The organism is Streptomyces sp. NPDC058373 (assembly GCF_042723275.1).
GTDB lineage: Bacteria > Actinomycetota > Actinomycetes > Streptomycetales > Streptomycetaceae > Streptomyces.
The window spans coordinates 167,149-183,430 of sequence record NZ_JBHXJE010000002.1 but is presented as its reverse complement, the minus strand read 5'-3'; the positions used below and the strand labels follow the sequence as shown (position 1 = coordinate 183,430).

Genomic DNA, 16,282 nt, shown 5'->3' with positions numbered 1-16,282 from the left:
GCTGCGGCGACGCCTCGCGGTCGTACCCCGCCGGTCGCCCGATCGGCCCCGCTTGATCACCCCTGGGCGGGGTAGCGGAGTGGCATGGCCACCGACGACGCTTCCACCGCCACGAGCGGGTACACGCAACCCGAGATCGACGTCCGTGCGCTGACCGAAGTGCTCGACGGCGAGTACGCCGAGATCCGCGACCTCGTCCGGACCAACCTGGCGGCGTACGCCTCCGTCCTGGAGGAGGCCGAGGAGCTGGACGTCGACGCCTTCCGCGAGCGGGTGCGGGAGCTGGTGGTCGAGATGGCCGCGACGGGCCAGACCGGCATGGGCTTCCCGGACGAGTACGGCGGGGGCGGCGACATCGGCGCCTCCATCGCCGCGTTCGAGACGCTGGCCTACGGCGACCTCTCGGTGCTGGTCAAGGTCGGCGTGCAGTTCGGGCTCTTCGGCGGCGCCCTCCAGCAGCTGGGCACCCGGCGCCACCACGACGCCTACCTGCCGGACCTGATCACCGGGAAGCTGATGGGATGCTTCGCGATGACCGAGACCGGGCACGGCTCCAACGTCCAGGCGCTCGGCACCGTCGCGCGCTACGACCCGGCGAGCCAGGAGTTCGTCCTCACCACCCCCGACGACCAGGCCCGCAAGGACTACATCGGCAACGCCGCCCGCCACGGTGAGCTGGCCGTCGTCTTCGCCCAGTTGGAGGTCGGCGGCAACTCCGAGGGGGTGCACGCCTTCGTCGTGCCCCTCCGGGCCAGCGGCGAGGTGGCGCCCGGCGTCCGGATCGAGGACGACGGCCGCAAGATGGGTCTCAACGGCGTGGACAACGGCCGTATCTGGTTCGACGAGGTGCGCGTGCCGCGCGAGGCGCTGCTCAACCGGTTCGCCGACGTCACCCCCGAAGGCGTCTACGAGAGCCCGATCGACAACCCCAACCGGCGCTTCTTCACCATGCTCGGCACGCTGGTGCAGGGCCGGGTCAGCGTCGGCGGCGCCGGGGTCAACGCCGCCAAGGTCGCCCTGACGATCGCCACGAAGTACGCCCTGCGCCGCCGGCAGTTCGAGGCGGCCTCGGAGTCCGGGGAGCAGCTGCTCCTCGACTACGGCCTCCACCAGCGCCGGCTGCTGCCGCTCATCGCCCAGACGTACGCGCTGCACTTCGCGCAGGACGTCGTGCGGGGCGACCTCCACGAGGTCTTCTCCGGCATCAGGGACGACGAGCACGCGCGGCGCCGGTTGGAGTCGCGGGCCGCCGGGACCAAGGCGTTCGGCACCTGGCACGCCACCCGGGTGATCCAGGAGTGCCGCGAGGCGTGCGGCGGCGCGGGTTACCTCGCCGTCAACCGGTTCGCCGCCCTCAAGAGCGACAGCGACATCTTCACCACCTTCGAGGGCGACAACCACGTCCTGCTCCAGCTCGTCGCCAAGGGCCTGCTCACCGACTACGCCAGCGAGTTCGAGGACCTGGACCAGCTCGGCATGGTCCGGTACGTCACCAGCCTCGCCGTCGAGACGGTCATAGAGAAGACGTCGGCCCACAAGCTGCTGGAGCGGGTCCGCGACCTGCTGCCCGGCGGCGACGAGTGGGACCAGGAAGCCGGGCTGCTCGACTCGGAGTACCAGCTCGCCATGGTCCGCTACCGCGAGGAGCACATGCTCGCCGGAGTCGCCCGGCGGCTCAAGCGCGGCGTCGACCAGAAGCGCGACCCCGGCGTCGTCTTCTCCCAGGTGCAGGACCACGTCATCGCGGTCGCCCGCGCCCACGTCGAGCGGCTGGTGCTGGAGGCCTTCGTCGACAAGGTGCGCGCCATGCCCGAGGGCGGCAACAAGGTCGCGCTGGGCCTGCTCTGCGACCTGTTCGCCCTCTCCGCCCTCGAGGCGGACCGTGCCTGGTTCATGGAGCACGGCCGGCTGACCGTCCAGCGCTCCAAGGCGATCAGCCGCGAGGTGAACGCCCTCTGCCGCAAGGTCCGCCCGCTCGCCGGGGACCTCGTGGACGCCTGGGGCATCCCGCCCGAGATGCTGCGGGCGCCGGATCTGGTGGGCTGAGCCGGGGGGCGGGACCGCCGGCGGGGCGGATCACCACGGAGACCTGACCGTTCTGCCTCCGGCACGGCGCGATGCCCCGTACGCCACGGTGTTGAGCGGCGGTCGACAGTCAGCGGTCCTCGGGATACGGGCCCCGCGCGGGCCGCGGCCACCTCGTTGCGCGCCGACGACAGCGTCCGCGTCGTGGCCGCGGACGACGCGGCGCCGCTGGGGTTCAGCGGGGAGGGCCGAGTGGCGCGGCGGGGCCGGGCACCCGTTGACGCCCTGGGTGCCCGGCCCCGCGCTTCCTCTGTCAGTAGGCGACGCGGTCGGCCTTCGCCAGCCAGGTGTCGAACGGCTGGGTGCGGTGGGGCAGGTCGAGATGCTCGACCTCCAGGGGCCACGACGCGTGGGGCTTCTTGTCGAACAGGTCGTAGAACTTGCGGTCGTCGAAGCCGCCCACCGCGGCGTCGTGCCGGTCGGCGGAGTACACGAGCCGGTCGACGCGGGCCCACAGGGCGGTGGAGAGGCACATCGGGCACGGCTCGCAGGAGGTGATCAGGACGCAGCCTTCGAAAGAGAAGGTGTTCAGCGCCTTGCCGGCGGCGCGTATCGCGGTGACCTCGGCGTGCGCGGAGGGGTCCAGGGTGGCGGTGACCTGGTTGTTGCCGGTGGCGACGACCTCGCCGTCCTTGGCGATCAGGGCGCCGAACGGGCCGCCGCCGCCGGCCGCGCTGGCGGTGGCCAGCGCGATCGCCTGCTCCATCCAGGCGCGCTCGAGGTCCTGGAGGCTTTCTTCCTTGGCGTGGGTGGTCATGCGTCTTCCTTCGGGGGTCTAGCGATGGGAGAGGTGAGGCAGGGTCAGGAGCCGCAGAGCTGCTCCGGCGAGACCGGCGTGTGGGTGAGGTTCAGGCCGGTGGCGTTGCGGATGGCGTTGACGACGGCGGGGGTGGCCGAGATGGTGGGCGGCTCGCCGACACCGCGTACGCCGTAAGGAGAGTGCGGGTCGGCCCGCTCGATCACGTCGATCCGCATGGGCGGGGTGTCGAGGATGGTGGGGATCAGGTAGTCGGTGAAGGAGGGGTTGCGGATCTTCCCGTCCTTGACCTTGATCTCCTCCATGACGGCCAGGCCGAGCCCCTGGGTCGACCCGCCCTGGATCTGCCCGACCACGGCGTCCGGGTTGACGGCTTTGCCGACGTCCTGGGCGCAGTCGAGCTGGATGACCTTGACCAGGCCGAGCTCGGTGTCGACCTCCACGACGGCGCGGTGCGCGGCGTAGGCGTGCTGGACGTGGACGCGCCGGCTCTGCCCGGTGACCGGGTCCATCTTGTAGGTGCGCAGGTGGTGGTACTCGCGGGTCTCCTCGATCGCGTCGTCGCCCAGGACGTCCGCCAGGTCGGTGACGAAGCCGGTGGCGGAGACGACCTTGCCTCCGGAGAGGGAGAGGAGGGCCGGGTCCTCGCCGAACCGCCGGGCGACCCGGTCGAAGACCACCTGCCGCACGGCCTCACAGGCGTTACGCACCGCGCCACCGGTGATGTAGGTCTGGCGCGAGGCCGAACTGGACCCGGCGTCACCGACGTTGGTGTCCGCGGGGTGGATGGTCACCCGCTCCACGCCCAGCTCGCTGCGGGCGATCTGCTGGTGCACGGTGATCAGGCCCTGCCCGACCTCGGCCGCCGCGGTGTGGACCAGGGCGACCGGGGCGCCGCCGATCACCTCCAGGCGCACGCGGGCGGTGGAGTAGTCGTCCACGCCCTCCGCGTAGGAGACGTTCTTGATGATCACGCTGTAGCCGACGCCCCGGACGACGCCTTCGCCGTGGGAGGTGTTGGACAGCCCGCCGGGCAGGGTGCGCACGTCCCGGGGTCCGGCCGGCTCCTGCGGCGGCAGCGGCATCTTCTCCAGGCGTTCGAGGAGTTCGGCGACCGGGGCGGGGGAGTCGAGGACCTGCCCCGTGTGCAGCGCCGAACCCTCCTCCACGGCGTTGAGCCGGCGCAGCCGCACCGGGTCCATGCCCAGGGCCCCGGCGAGCTTGTCCATCTGGAGTTCGTAGGCGAAGGCCGGCTGCACGGCGCCGAGGCCGCGCATGGCGCCGCAGGGCGGGTTGTTGGTGTAGAGGCCCCAGCCCTCGATCTTGACGTTGGGCACCACGTAGGGGCCGGTGCCGAGCGAGGTGGCGTTGGAGACGACGACGGGCGTCTTGGAGGCGTACGCGCCGCCGTCGAAGTACATCCTCGCCTTGACGTAGACGAGCTTGCCGTCCTTGGTGGCGCCGTGCTCGTAGTACATCTTCGCGGGGTGGCGGTGGACGTGGCCGTAGAAGGACTCCAGCCGGTTGTAGACCATCTTCACCGGCTTGCCGGTGTGCAGGGCGAGCATGCAGCAGTGGATCTGCATGGAGAGGTCCTCGCGGCCGCCGAAGGCGCCGCCGACGCCGGACATGGTGAAGCGGACCTTGTCGAGGGGGAGGCCGATGGCGCGGGCGGTCTGCTTCTGGTCGACGTGGAGCCACTGGGTGGCGAGGAACAGGTCGACGCCGCCGTCCTCGGCGGGTATCGCCAGGCCCGACTCGGGGCCTAGGAAGGCCTGGTCCTGCATGCCCATGGTGTACACGTCGCAGACCACGACGTCGGCCTCGGCCTCGGGGTCGCCCTGGACGATGGGCTGGTAGCGGACGATGTTCCCCTCCGGGTGCAGCTTGGGGAGGGTGTCGTCGTGCGCGGCGCGCTCGGGGTCGGTGACGGGTTCCAGGACCTCGTAGTCGACGACGATCTTCGCCAGGGCGCGGCGGGCGGTCTCGGGGTGGTCGGCGGCTACCAGGGCGACGGGCTCGCCCTGGTAGCGGACGACGTCCTCGGCAAGGACGGGGGTGTCGGAGACCTTCAGGCCGTAGACGTTCTCGCCGGGGACGTCCTTGTGGGTGAGGACCGCGTACACGCCGGGCTGCTTGAGCGCCTCGCCGATGTCGACGGAGTTGATCCGGGCGTACGGGTGGGGGCTGCGCAGGGTGGCGCCCCAGAGCATGTCCTCGGCCCACAGGTCGGAGGAGTAGGCGTACTCCCCGGTGACCTTCAGGGTGCTGTCGGGGCGCAGCGGGCTGTCGCCGATGCCGCCGGTGATGGCGTCTTCGAGCCGCTGGCGGGTGCGGGCGGGGGAGGTCTGGGTCATCGAGGGTCCTCCGTCTTGGTGACGAGGTAGTTGCCGGGCATGCGGTGGTCGGTCTCGGTGCCGGGGAGGCGGTTCAGGGTGTCGGTCGGGGCGCGGGGCGAGGGGTTCGCCCGCGGCGTCGGAGGAGGAAGTGCCACGAGGTCGCGGACGACCTCCGCCGCGGCGGGGGCCTGGCGCAGGCCCCGGCCGAGGGTGCCGCGCTCCAGCAGGACGGGGGAGGCGCCGGTGTCGGCGAGCCGGCCGGCGATGGAGGTGCCGATCACCCCGCCGCCGGTCACGAGGACGTCCGTGCGTCCGGGCAGCTCGCTCATGGCCGCCGCTCCGACGCGTGGCGCGGCCGGCCGCCGGGGACCCGCGGGTGGAGCCGGGGGTTCCGGTCACCCGCGCGGCAGGCGTACGGACCGGGCCATGCGATCCCGGTGTCGCGACCGGACAGCGTCCCCGTCAAGGTTCCCCCCTGGTTCGACACGTTCGACAAGAGCGGCCGGCGCGGTGGGCCGGCAGTGGCCCGTACCGGACGCGGCCGTCACCCTCGGTACCGCCAGGGACCGGCGTCGCGTCCGCGCGCCGCGCCCCGACGGTGAGCGCTCGCCTCGCGGCAGGCCGGAGGAGAACCACGGCGTCCGTCCCCGGTGCGCTGCGACTCGCCTTGCGTCGTTGCACCGTGTACGAGGAGTACACATGCGCGGGAGCGGAGTCAGCCAGGCGTCAAAGACCTGAAAGCGGCCACCGGACGCGCCACGATCCTCGTACCTTCCTCCAAGGGAAGGCCGGGCCTGCGGCCTGGCGGAACACCTGACGCGACCACCCTGACCCGGCACGGGAGAGGTCGGCGTACAGGGTGCGGGGCCTGCCGGCCCGCCGTGCCCCGCACGAAGCGCCGAAGGTGCGCGCGGGTGGCCCCGGGCCGTTCCAGCCACGGCTCGTGGCCCGCGCCGTCGATCCGCGGCAGGGGTACGTGGAGCTGATGCGCCGCCGGGGCGAGGGCCGAGAGGGGGCCGTCGGCTTCGCCGAGGACCCCCGCCCGGCCTCGCCTCGCCGAGTTCGCCGGGCCGGTCGGCAGGGCGGGCTGGGCGGACCGCGCCGGACCCGTGCCGCACTGCGCGGAGTCGGCGAGAAACGGCCCGCGCCGGTGTTGCCACCGGGGCGGGCCGCTTCGCGTGGAGGCGGGTGCGGATCAGTCCTGGCGGACCGAGGCGCGGGGGCGGGTGGGGAGGAGCTTGCGGAGCAGGGGCCAGGCGAGGATCAGGAGGATCAGGGCGTAGACGGTGACGGAGAACGGGGTGTTGACCAGGCCGCTGACGCTGCCGTCGCTGATCTGCAGGGCGCGGCGCATCTGCTGCTCGGCGGCCGGGCCGAGGATGACGCCGATGACGGCGGGCAGGACCGGCAGTCCGTACCGCCGCATGCCGAAGCCGATCAGGCCGATGACCAGCAGGATCACCAGGTCGATCGACTCGCCGCCGACCGCGTAGGCGCCGACCGCCGCGAAGAAGAGGATGCCCGCGTAGAGGTAGGGACGCGGGATCCGCAGCAGCTTGGCCCAGACCGGGGCCAGCGGCAGGTTCAGGGCGAGCAGCAGGACCATGCCGACGAAGAGCGAGGCGATCAGGCCCCACACCAGCTCGGGTTCGCGCTCGAAGAGCAGCGGGCCCGGCTGGATGCCGTACTGCTGGAAGGCGGCGAGCATGACGGCGGCGACGGCGGTGGTGGGCAGTCCCAGCGTCAGCATGGAGACGAGGGTGCCCGCGGCGGAGGCGGAGGCGGCCGACTCAGGGCCCGCCACCCCTTCGATGGCGCCCTTGCCCCACTCGTCCTTGTGCTTGGAGAGTCGCTTCTCGGAGACGTACGAGAGGAAGGTGGGGATCTCCGCGCCGCCGGCTGGGATCGCGCCGAACGGGAAACCGATGAACGGTCCGCGCAGCCACGGCTTCCAGGTGCGCTTGAGGTCGTCGCGGCCGAGCCAGGGGCGGCCGACCGGGATGGCCTCGGCGCTGGTGCGTCGCAGGTGGGCGGCGACCCAGAGGGCCTCGCCGATGGCGAAGAGCCCGACCGCGACGATGACCACGTCGACCCCGTCGGCCAGTTGCAGCGAACCGAAGGTCAGGCGCTGCTGACCCGTCATCTGGTCGAGGCCGACCAGGCCGATGGTGAGGCCGATGAGGAGCGAGGCGAGGCCGCGCACGCGCGAGGAGCCGAGGACGGAGGTGACGGCGATGAAGGCCAGCACCATGATCGCCAGATAGTCGGGGGCGCCGATGTCGACGGCGAGGCTCGCCACGGTCGGGGCGAGCGCGACCAGCAGGACCGTCCCGATCATGCCGCCCGCGAAGTGGCCGATGGCGGCGGCCGCGAGCGCCTGGGAGCCCCGGCCCGCCTTGGCCATGGGGTTGCCCTCCATGGCGGCGACGACGGCGGCGGACTCGCCGGGCGTGTTGAGCAGGATGGACGTGGTCGAACCGCCGAACATCGCGCCGTAGTAGATACCGGCGAACATGATGAAGGCGCCGGTGGGGTCGAGGCCGTAGGTGACGGGCAGCAGCAGGGCCACGGCCATCGCCGGGCCGATGCCCGGCAGGACCCCGATGGCGGTGCCGAGCAGGACGCCGACGGCGGCCCAGAGCAGGTTGAGCGGGGTGAGGGCGGTGCCGAAGCCGTCCATCAGGGAGGTGAAGGCGTTCATGTCACAGCACTCCCATCAGTGGTCCGCCGGGTAGCGGCACACCGAGCAGGTTGTTGAAGACGACGTAGGTGAACAGCGAGAGGACGGCGGCGATCAGCGGGTCCCGGTCGACGCGGCGGCTGCCGAGGGCGAAGGCGGTCCCCCAGAACAGCAGCGCCCCGGAGACGGGGAAGCCCAGCGGCTCGATGAGGACGGCGGTCGCCAGGAAGACGCCGACGAGCAGGAGGACGGTACGCAGGTCGGCCGGTTCGCCGAGGTCGACGTCCTCGCCTCCCTCGGCCTCGCCGCGGCCGCCGCGCAGGACGTCCACGGCGAGGAGCAGCGCGACGACGAGCAGGCCGACGCCGATCACGACGGGCACCGTCTTCGGGCCGACGGGTCCGCGCTGGGAGATGTCGACGGCCATGGTGAGGGCGTCGGTGAGGACGAGGACGCCGAGAGCGAGCAGCAGCACGCTGACGCCGAGCTCGGAATGGTCTCGCAGCCAGGCGCGGCGCCCCGAGGGGGCGGGCTGACCGCTCTCCTGGGACACGCTTTCGGGCGCGGGCTCGGGGGTGGCTCCGGTCGTCACAGCCCCAGCTCCTTCAGTACGTCGACGACCCGCTTGTCCTCGGCGGCGAGGAAGTCGCCGAAGGCGTCGCCGGTCAGGAAGGCGTCGTCCCAGCCGTTCTTCTTCATCGAGTCGCGCCACTGGGGCGAGTCGTGAAGCGCCTCCATCAGCCCGACGAGTTTGGCGCGTTCGGCCGCCGAGAGGCCCGGCGGGGCCACGACACCGCGCCAGTTGGTGAAGTCGACGTCGTAGCCGGCCTCCTGGAGGGTCGGCGCGTCCAGGCCCTTGGCGCGCTCGGGGCCGGTGACGGCGAGCAGCCGCAGCTCGCCGGAGTTGATCTGGTCGAGGTACTCGCCGACCCCGGAGACCCCGAAGCCGATCTTGTTGCCCAGGATCGAGGCGAGGAGTTCCCCGCCGCCGTCGAAGGGCACGTAGTTGACGTCCTTGGGCGCGATCTTCGCCGCCTGCGCCATCTGCATCGGCGCGAGGTGGTCGGGTCCGCCGGGCGCCGAGCCGCCGCCGACGGAGACCTTCCCCGGATCCTTCTTCCAGGCGTCGATGAGCTGGTCGATCGTCTTGTACGGGGAGTTCTTCGCGACGACCACCACGTTCGGCTCCTCGGTGAGCCGGGCGATGGGCGTGGTGTCGGCGAGGGTCTTGGGGGAGTGGTTGGAGCGGGCCGCGCCCACGACACCCAGCCCCATGGACATCGCGAGCTTTCCGTTGCCGTGCTCGGAGACGAGCCGGCTGAGGCCCACGGTGCCGCCGGCGCCGGGAAGGTTGAACACCTCGATGTTGTGGGTGAGTTCCGCGTCCTCGGTGTCCTTGGCCAGGGTGCGGGCGGTGATGTCGTATCCCCCGCCGGGGGTGTTGGGAACCATGAAGCGGAGTCCGGGGATGTGGGTGCCGGTGTCGGCGCCGCTGCCCTGGGTGAGCAGCGGCGGCCCCGCGAGCACCAGCAGCGCGGCCCCGAGCAGGGCGAGGGGTGTGCGCAGACGCACGTGTGCCACCACCTGTCGGTCGAGTACGGGGAACCCTGGGCAGCGCCCACGGGTTCGGCGGGTTTCGGTGAGGAGGCTCAAGTCCGCTTCGTGACGGGCGAAGCGGCGAGGTGGCCCACATGTTGCCCGCGTGTTAACGAGCTGTCGCCCTTCCGGAATCAACGGACGTTGTGGTCGTTGTGGTCGCGGCCTACGCTGGCGCGATGCTCAGGGTGCTGGTGGTCGACGACGACTTCATGGTGGCGAAACTGCACAGCCGGCAGGTGGCCGCGACGGAGGACTGCTCGGTCGTCGGCGTGGCCCACACCGGGGAGGACGCGCTGCGCGCCGCCGAGCGGCTGCGCCCGGATTTGTTGCTGCTCGACGTCTACCTGCCCGACATGGACGGCATCACCGTCCTGCGTGAACTGCGCGCGGCCGAGGAGCGCGAACCGGCCTCTGGCCCCGGGGTCGACGCGCTGTTCATCACGGCGGCGCGGGACGGGGCGACCGTCCGCTCGGCGCTGCGAGCCGGGGCGCACCACTACCTGCTCAAGCCCTTTCACCAAGCGGCCCTGAAGGAACAGTTGCGCCATGTGGCGGCCGTCCGCTCCCGGCTCGGCGCGCTGGACGTCGCCCGGCAGGAGGACGTCGACCAGCTCTTCGGCACGCGCCCGCCGGGCTCGCGGGAGCTCCCCAAGGGTCTGGCGGCCCACACGGCGGAGCTGGTCGAGCGGACGCTGCGGGACCATCCGGCGGGACTGTCGGCCGCCGAGTGCGCGGGCGCGGGCGAGCTGTCCCGGGTCAGCGCCCGCCGCTACCTGGAGTTCTTCGCCGGGACGGGACGGGTCCGGGTGGCCCTGCGGTACGGCGGCACCGGACGCCCCGAGCGGCGGTACACGTGGGTGGCGTAGACCGGGCGGACCCCGGACGCGGCGGGAGACCGGCCCGGCGGGGGACCGGCCCGGCGGGGGACCGGGCCGGCGGGTGGGTGTCCCCGCTCCCGCCCCCGTCAGGCCTGCCGCACGGAGGTCCCCGGCGTGATGTCGTACGCCTTCTGGACGAGGGCGGGGCGGTGGCCGTCGTTCAGTTCGCGGTTCCACTGTGCGGCGACCTGGTCGCGGGCCTGGGGCTCCGTCTCGGCGGGGAGGAGGTGGCGGTAGCGCCGGTCCTCGCCGAGGAGGACCCGGACCGTGGTGTCGTAGACCGGCTCCGGGTCGTACTGCTCGTGGGGGAAGGCGAGCTGGGCGTAGTCGAAGAGGCGCTCGGCGGGGTCGTCGCGCCACTCCTTCCAGGTCTCGAACATGGTGTCGTTGAAGCCGGTGAGGAAGGGGCCCGGGTTGATCGTGGCGACCGTGACGCCGAACTCGGCCAGTTCCTGGTCGAGCGCGTCCGCGAACGCCTCGACCGCGTGCTTCGACGCCGCGTAGGCGCCGGTGAAGGGGTCGACGGTGAGCCCGGCGACCGACGACATGAAGACGATCCGGCCGCTGCGGCGCTCGGCCATCCGCTTGGCGAGGGGCTGGGTGAGCAGGACCGGGCCGATGACGTTGACTTCGAACTGGCGGCGGAGGCGTTCGGCCGGGATGTCCACGGTCGAGCCGCCCTCACAGACACCGGCGTTGTTGAGCAGCACCTCGACGTCCCAGTCGAGGACCCGCGCCCGGTCCCCGGGATCGGTGACGTCGAGCTTCTCCACCCGCAGCGCCACGCCCCGCTCCCGTGCGGCGGCCCGTACCGCGCTGACCTGCGCGATGATCTCCACGCCCGCGATCACGTCGTGTCCGCCGGCCGCGAGCCGCAGCGCGACCTCCTTGCCGAACCCGCTGCCCGCCCCCGTGATGAGGATCGATCCCGCCATCGCCGTCCCGCCTTCCGACAGTCGTCCGTGCCTTCAGCGCCGCCGCTGCGAAAGGGGGGCCTGGGCCGACGATAAGGGCCAGGCCCCGGGGGTGCGCCCGCGGAGCGGGCAGGCGGGTGACGTGCGGACCGCTGCGGCACTCGCGGGCCCGCCGGTACCCGGAGCGGGCCGCCGATGCCCCGAGCGCCGCAGCGGACCCGGTCGGCAGCAGGTCAGCAAGCCGGGACCGGCCCGCGCGGCCGGGCGGGCTCCGAGACACAGGCCCCGGGGCAGGGCCCGGGGGTCAGGGGACCTGCACCCAGTCGAGGGTGCGTTCCACGGCCCTCTTCCAGTTCCCGTACCCCTCCGCGCGCTGCTCCTCGGACCACTGGGGCGACCAGCGCTGCGACTCGTGCCACTGCGTGCGCAGTTCGTCGGTGTCGCGCCAGAAGCCGACGGCCAGCCCCGCCGCGTAGGCCGCGCCGAGAGCGGTCGTCTCGGCGACCACGGGACGGCTGACCGGTACGCCGAGGACGTCGGCCTGGATCTGCATGCAGAGGTCGTTGGAGGTGACGCCGCCGTCGACCTTGAGCACGTCGAGGTGGACGCCGGAGTCCTGCTCCATGGCCTCCACGACGTCGCGGCTCTGGTAGCAGATGGCCTCCAGCGTCGCCCGCGCCAGGTGGGCCCCGCTGTTGTACCTGGCCAGCCCGACGATCGCGCCCCGGGCGTCCGAGCGCCAGTACGGGGCGAACAGGCCCGAGAAGGCGGGGACGAAGTACGTGCCGCCGTTGTCCTCGACGGTACGGGCCAGCTCCTCGCTCTCGGGCGCCGACTTGATGATCTTCAACTGGTCGCGCAGCCACTGCACCGCCGACCCGGTCACCGCGATGGAGCCCTCCAGCGCGTACACCACCGGGCTGTCGCCGAACTTGTACGCCACCGTGGTGAGCAGGCCGTGCTCGGAGCGGACCAGCTCCGTACCGGTGTTCAGGACCAGGAAGTTGCCGGTGCCGTAGGTGTTCTTCGCCTCGCCCGGCGCGAAGCAGACCTGGCCGACGGTGGCCGCCTGCTGGTCGCCGAGGACCCCGCCGATCGGGACGGCGCCGCGCAGCGGCCGGGAGGTGCGGGTCGCCCCGTAGGCCTCCGGGTCCGACGACGGGTTGATGGTGGGCAGCATCGACCGGGGGATCCCGAAGAAGCTGAGGAGCTCGTCGTCCCAGTCGAGGGTCTCCAGGTCCATCAGCATGGTGCGGCTGGCGTTGGTCACGTCGGTGGCGTGGATGCCGCCGTCGGGACCGCCGGTCAGGTTCCACAGGACCCAGGCGTCCGTGTTGCCGAAGAGGGCGCGGCCCGCCTCCGCCGCCTCCCGCACGCCGTCGACGTTCTCCAGGATCCACTGGATCTTGCCGCCGGAGAAGTACGTGGCCGGTGGCAGCCCCGCCTTGCGGCGGATGACGTCGCCGCGCCCCGAGCGTTCGAGGTTCGCCGCGATCGCGTCGGTGCGGGTGTCCTGCCACACGATGGCGTTGTAATAGGGCCGCCCGTTGCGCGGGTCCCAGACCACCGTCGTCTCACGCTGGTTGGTGATGCCGATGGCCGCCAGGTCGCTCGCGGACAGACCGCCGTACCGCAGGGCGTTCTGCATCACCGAGTTGGTGCGCTCCCAGATCTCCACCGGGTCGTGCTCCACCCAGCCGGAGCGGGGGAGGATCTGTTCGTGCTCCAGTTGGTGCTTGGCGACCTCGTTGCCGCCGTGGTCGAAGATCATGAACCGGGTGCTGGTGGTGCCTTGGTCCACCGCGCCGATGAAGTCCGCCATGATGTGCCGCCTCTCCGGCCGGTGCCGTCAGTCCTCGGATGCCGGGACGCGTCCCGGGGGCTCGGGTACGTCGGTGGGCAGGAACCGTCCGACCAACGCCTTGTACAGGCCTGCGCCCAGCAGACCGCCGACCAGCGGGCCCAGGATGGGCACCCAGAAGTAGAGGTTCCCGTACTGATCTCGCCACGCCCCGCCGTATCCGGTCAGGAAGCTGGCCAGCCGGGGGCCGAAGTCGCGGGCCGGGTTGATCGCGTACCCCGCGTTGGTGCCCCACGCCATACCGATGCCGACCACGACCAGGCCGATGATGAACGGGGCCAGGTTGGCGCCGGGTGGCGTGTTGAGCATGTCGGTGATGGCCATGATCAGCAGCAGCAGGATGGCCGTGCCGATCACCTGGTCGCGGAAGGCGCCCCACTCGTGGACCGGCAGGGCCGGGTTGCCGTTGGCGGGCAGCGTGGAGAAGACCGACTGCGTCTTGATGGTGTGTCCGGGGTCGGCCTTGGCCAGCGCCTCGCTGTAGTTCCAGCGGACCAGGAGGGCGGCGACGAAGGCACCGGCCGTCTGTGCCAGGGCGTAGGGGGCCACCTTGCCCCAGGGAAAACCCCGGAAGGTGGCGAGCGCGAGGGTCACCGCGGGATTGAGGTGAGCGCCGCTCAGCCGCGCCGCCACGTAGACGCCCAGGGTGACGCCCAGCCCCCACGCCCAGGAGATGCTGTCGTGGTCGCCGAGTCCGCCGGGTGGGTCGGTCAGATCTCCGCCCGCGGCCACCTGGGCCACCACACCGCATCCGAACAGGATGAGGATCATCGTGCCGGCGAACTCGGCCGACACCTCACGGAACAGTCCGGACTTCGCTCGTAGCTCAGCCATGGAAGCTCGCCCTCCGCCGGCTGAACCGGCCCTCGACTACCCGAGCAGTGTCAGCAGGCTATGGTTCCGGGCCCAAGTGCGCATATCAGGACGAACCTTGTGTGGCAGACGGGTGCTCGGGCGCCCTCTGGCGCCCGGGCCGGGCCGCCGCGGAAGGGATGCGGGGGCCCGGCCGTCCGGGAGGCGACCCGCCGCGGTGGCCTCCCCGGACGGGGCCCCTCATCTCACGTGGCGTCGGGCACGCCCTTCCCGGGGGCCTCCTCGGTGGCCGTGGACGGGTGCGAGGCACGGCGGCGCAGCGCGTCCTCGTCGGTCCGCGCGTCGTAGGTGAGGAGCTTGGGCAGCGCGGCGGCGAGCAGGCCCACCGAGACCACACAGGCGAGGCCGCCGGACCAGATGGCCGGCCGGGCGCCGGTCCACCCGGCCATCGCGCCCGCGCGGACCTGGCCGAGCTGGGGGCCGACGCTGTAGGAGAGGACCTCGATCCCGGCCAGCCGCCCGCGCAGCTCGTCGGGGATGGTCTGGTTCCAGATGGTGGTGCGGCCCAGCCCGCTCAGCATGTCCCCCGCACCGGCCAGCCCCAGGCACACCAGCACCAGCCAGACGTTCGACATCCAGCCGGCCGCCGCGACGGCCAGCCCCCAGCCGGTGGCGCCGCACACCACCAGCAACCCGTGCCGCCGCAGCCGGGAGACCCAGCCGCTGGTCAGGCTCACCAGCAGCGAGCCGACCGACCCGGCCGCGTACATCAGGCCCAGCGACCAGTCGGCGTCCAGCTCGTCGGCGAGGAAGGGGAAGATCGTGTTCGGGAAGGCGAAGAACATCGCCACCAGGTCGATCGCGTACGTGCCCAGCAGCACCGGCCGCGACCAGGCGTGGCGCGCCCCCTCGGCGATGCCCCGCAGCGAGGGCTTCTCGGCGTTCAGGGCGGGCGGGGCCGGGGAGAGGTGGAGGCACATCAGCACCGACACGGCGAAGCAGGCGACCGTGGTGGCGTACGCCGGCGCGTTGCCCGTGTACGCCACGACCAGGCCCGCCGCCGCGGGCCCGGCGATCGCTCCGGCCTGCCAGCGCAGTGCGTTCAGCGCCGCCGCGGCCGCGAGCTGCTCGTGCGGGACGATCCGGACCAGCAGCGAGTCCAGCGCGGGCCGTTGGAGCCCCGCCAGCGCCGCCACGCCCGCCGCCACCACGTACAGCGGCCACAGCATCGGCTCCGGCAGCACCGCGTTGACCAGCAGGATCAATGCCAGCAGCCCCAGCCCGGCCTCGGTCGAGACGATCACCTTCACCCGGTCCACGGCGTCCGCCAGCGCCCCGCCGTACAGCCCGAAGACCACCAGCGGCACCAGTTCGACGGCCCCCATCGCCCCCACCGCCAGCGGCGACCCGGTCAGTTCCTTGATCTGGAGCGGCAGGGCGATCAGGGCCATGGCGCTGCCGAAGTAGGTGATCAGCCCCTGCACCCACAGGAGCCGGAAGTCGCGGGAGGAGCGCCAGGGGGAGAGGTCGGGCAGCACCGCGGCGAGCTTCGCCCTCATGACCGCCCGCCTTCGGCCGTGGCGGGCGCCGGGGCCGGGCGCCTCGGGGGATGCGGTGGCGCGGGGAGCGGGCGCGGGCGGGACGGGGGCATGGCTGAACTCCACGGTTCCAGGGGGCCGAAGGCGCCGGTTCGAGCCGGTTCGCCGACGCCCGGGCCACGGGAGAGCCGTGGAGTGGCTACGCGCACCGAAGCGGGCAACTTAGGCAAGGCTTACTCGCAGAGGCACTGTAGAAGCGCGTCGGACCTTGCCGCAATCGATGGATCAGGACACCTGAGGTAGCGATCGGGACATGTCCGTCCCGGCGGGTGACGGGCCAGGCGCGGCGAGAGAGGCGGCCGGGTGGCGTCTCGTCTGCCCCTTTCCTCCATAAATCGAGACTTTCGCCCCATGGCGGTACGCTGATTCGGGCGGTGCCGCACGGGGATTACGCTGCCCGTCGCCCGGGCCCGGCAGGTGCCCGGCGCCAAGCCTCATCGATGCGCGGGAGGAACGATGACCAACCCCGAGCAGGACCCGAACCAGCAGGAAGGCCCCGCGGACGGCGGTGCGGCCGGAACGCCCGGAGTCCATGACGGCGGTGCGGACGGCGGTGCGGAAGGCCCGGCGGACGGTGGTGCGGCGGGTACCCCCGGCGTGCACGACGGTGGTGCGGACGGTGGTGCGGAAGGTCCCGCGGACGGTGGTGCGGCCGGTACGCCTGGCGTGCACGACGGTGGTGCGGACGGTGGTGCGGAAGGTCCCGCGGACGGTGGTGCGGCCGGTACGCCTGGCGTGCACGACGGTGGTGCGGACGG

General features: G+C 72.4%; 13 protein-coding genes. 3 read left to right on the top strand and 10 right to left on the bottom strand.

The features are described from left to right. Window positions 1-84 precede the first annotated feature (84 nt). On the top strand, window positions 85-2,046 hold the full coding sequence (locus ACFWMZ_RS02260; protein WP_383199170.1) for an acyl-CoA dehydrogenase: 1,962 nt from the start codon (window positions 85-87) through the stop codon (window positions 2,044-2,046). A gap of 292 nt (window positions 2,047-2,338) precedes the next feature. On the opposite strand, the gene ACFWMZ_RS02255 is transcribed toward ACFWMZ_RS02260, so the two are convergent. The 6 genes from ACFWMZ_RS02255 to ACFWMZ_RS02230 all read right to left on the bottom strand — a co-directional run bounded on the left by ACFWMZ_RS02255 (window position 2,339) and on the right by ACFWMZ_RS02230 (window position 9,433). Next, entirely contained in the window at window positions 2,339-2,842 is a 504-nt protein-coding gene (locus ACFWMZ_RS02255; protein WP_383170721.1) for a nucleoside deaminase, read from the bottom strand. A gap of 44 nt (window positions 2,843-2,886) precedes the next feature. Beyond that, window positions 2,887-5,199: a xanthine dehydrogenase subunit D gene (gene pucD / locus ACFWMZ_RS02250; protein WP_383170725.1), complete on the bottom strand. Its 2,313-nt coding sequence runs from the start codon at window positions 5,197-5,199 to the stop codon at window positions 2,887-2,889. After that, the gene (locus ACFWMZ_RS02245) at window positions 5,196-5,510 is read right to left on the bottom strand and encodes a hypothetical protein (RefSeq protein WP_383199168.1); all 315 of its coding nucleotides are present in this window, start codon (window positions 5,508-5,510) and stop codon (window positions 5,196-5,198) included. Before ACFWMZ_RS02245 ends, pucD begins: the two co-directional genes overlap by 4 nt. 866 nt (window positions 5,511-6,376) lie before the next feature. Next, window positions 6,377-7,882: a tripartite tricarboxylate transporter permease gene (locus tag ACFWMZ_RS02240; protein ID WP_383170730.1), complete on the bottom strand. Its 1,506-nt coding sequence runs from the start codon at window positions 7,880-7,882 to the stop codon at window positions 6,377-6,379. A 1-nt stretch (window position 7,883) separates the two neighbouring features. After that, window positions 7,884-8,453 carry a tripartite tricarboxylate transporter TctB family protein gene (locus tag ACFWMZ_RS02235; RefSeq protein WP_383170733.1) on the bottom strand — a complete coding sequence of 190 codons (570 nt, stop codon included), beginning with the start codon at window positions 8,451-8,453 and terminating at the stop codon, window positions 7,884-7,886. Continuing rightward, window positions 8,450-9,433 (bottom strand): Bug family tripartite tricarboxylate transporter substrate binding protein, encoded by a 984-nt coding sequence (locus ACFWMZ_RS02230; RefSeq protein ID WP_383170736.1) that lies wholly within the window; start codon window positions 9,431-9,433, stop codon window positions 8,450-8,452. Before ACFWMZ_RS02230 ends, ACFWMZ_RS02235 begins: the two co-directional genes overlap by 4 nt. 203 nt (window positions 9,434-9,636) lie before the next feature. Between ACFWMZ_RS02230 and ACFWMZ_RS02225 the strand changes: the two genes are divergently transcribed. Next, window positions 9,637-10,326 carry a response regulator gene (locus ACFWMZ_RS02225; RefSeq protein WP_383199167.1) on the top strand — a complete coding sequence of 230 codons (690 nt, stop codon included), beginning with the start codon at window positions 9,637-9,639 and terminating at the stop codon, window positions 10,324-10,326. A gap of 98 nt (window positions 10,327-10,424) precedes the next feature. On the opposite strand, the gene ACFWMZ_RS02220 is transcribed toward ACFWMZ_RS02225, so the two are convergent. From ACFWMZ_RS02220 to ACFWMZ_RS02205, 4 genes are all read right to left on the bottom strand, one after another. Further along, window positions 10,425-11,273, bottom strand: coding sequence for an SDR family oxidoreductase (locus tag ACFWMZ_RS02220; RefSeq protein WP_383199165.1), 849 nt, complete (start codon window positions 11,271-11,273; stop codon window positions 10,425-10,427). 283 nt (window positions 11,274-11,556) lie between these two features. Then, window positions 11,557-13,074, bottom strand: coding sequence for a glycerol kinase GlpK (gene glpK / locus ACFWMZ_RS02215; RefSeq protein WP_383170744.1), 1,518 nt, complete (start codon window positions 13,072-13,074; stop codon window positions 11,557-11,559). Window positions 13,075-13,101: 27 nt separating this feature from the next. Then, window positions 13,102-13,947: an MIP/aquaporin family protein gene (locus ACFWMZ_RS02210; protein WP_383170747.1), complete on the bottom strand. Its 846-nt coding sequence runs from the start codon at window positions 13,945-13,947 to the stop codon at window positions 13,102-13,104. A gap of 224 nt (window positions 13,948-14,171) precedes the next feature. Next, window positions 14,172-15,485, bottom strand: a complete 1,314-nt coding sequence (locus tag ACFWMZ_RS02205; RefSeq protein WP_383199163.1) for an MFS transporter — start codon at window positions 15,483-15,485, stop codon at window positions 14,172-14,174. A gap of 495 nt (window positions 15,486-15,980) precedes the next feature. Here ACFWMZ_RS02205 and ACFWMZ_RS02200 point away from each other — a divergent pair. After that, window positions 15,981-16,282 (top strand): BatC protein (locus ACFWMZ_RS02200; protein WP_383199161.1); only part of this gene is annotated, 302 nt, incomplete at its 3' end.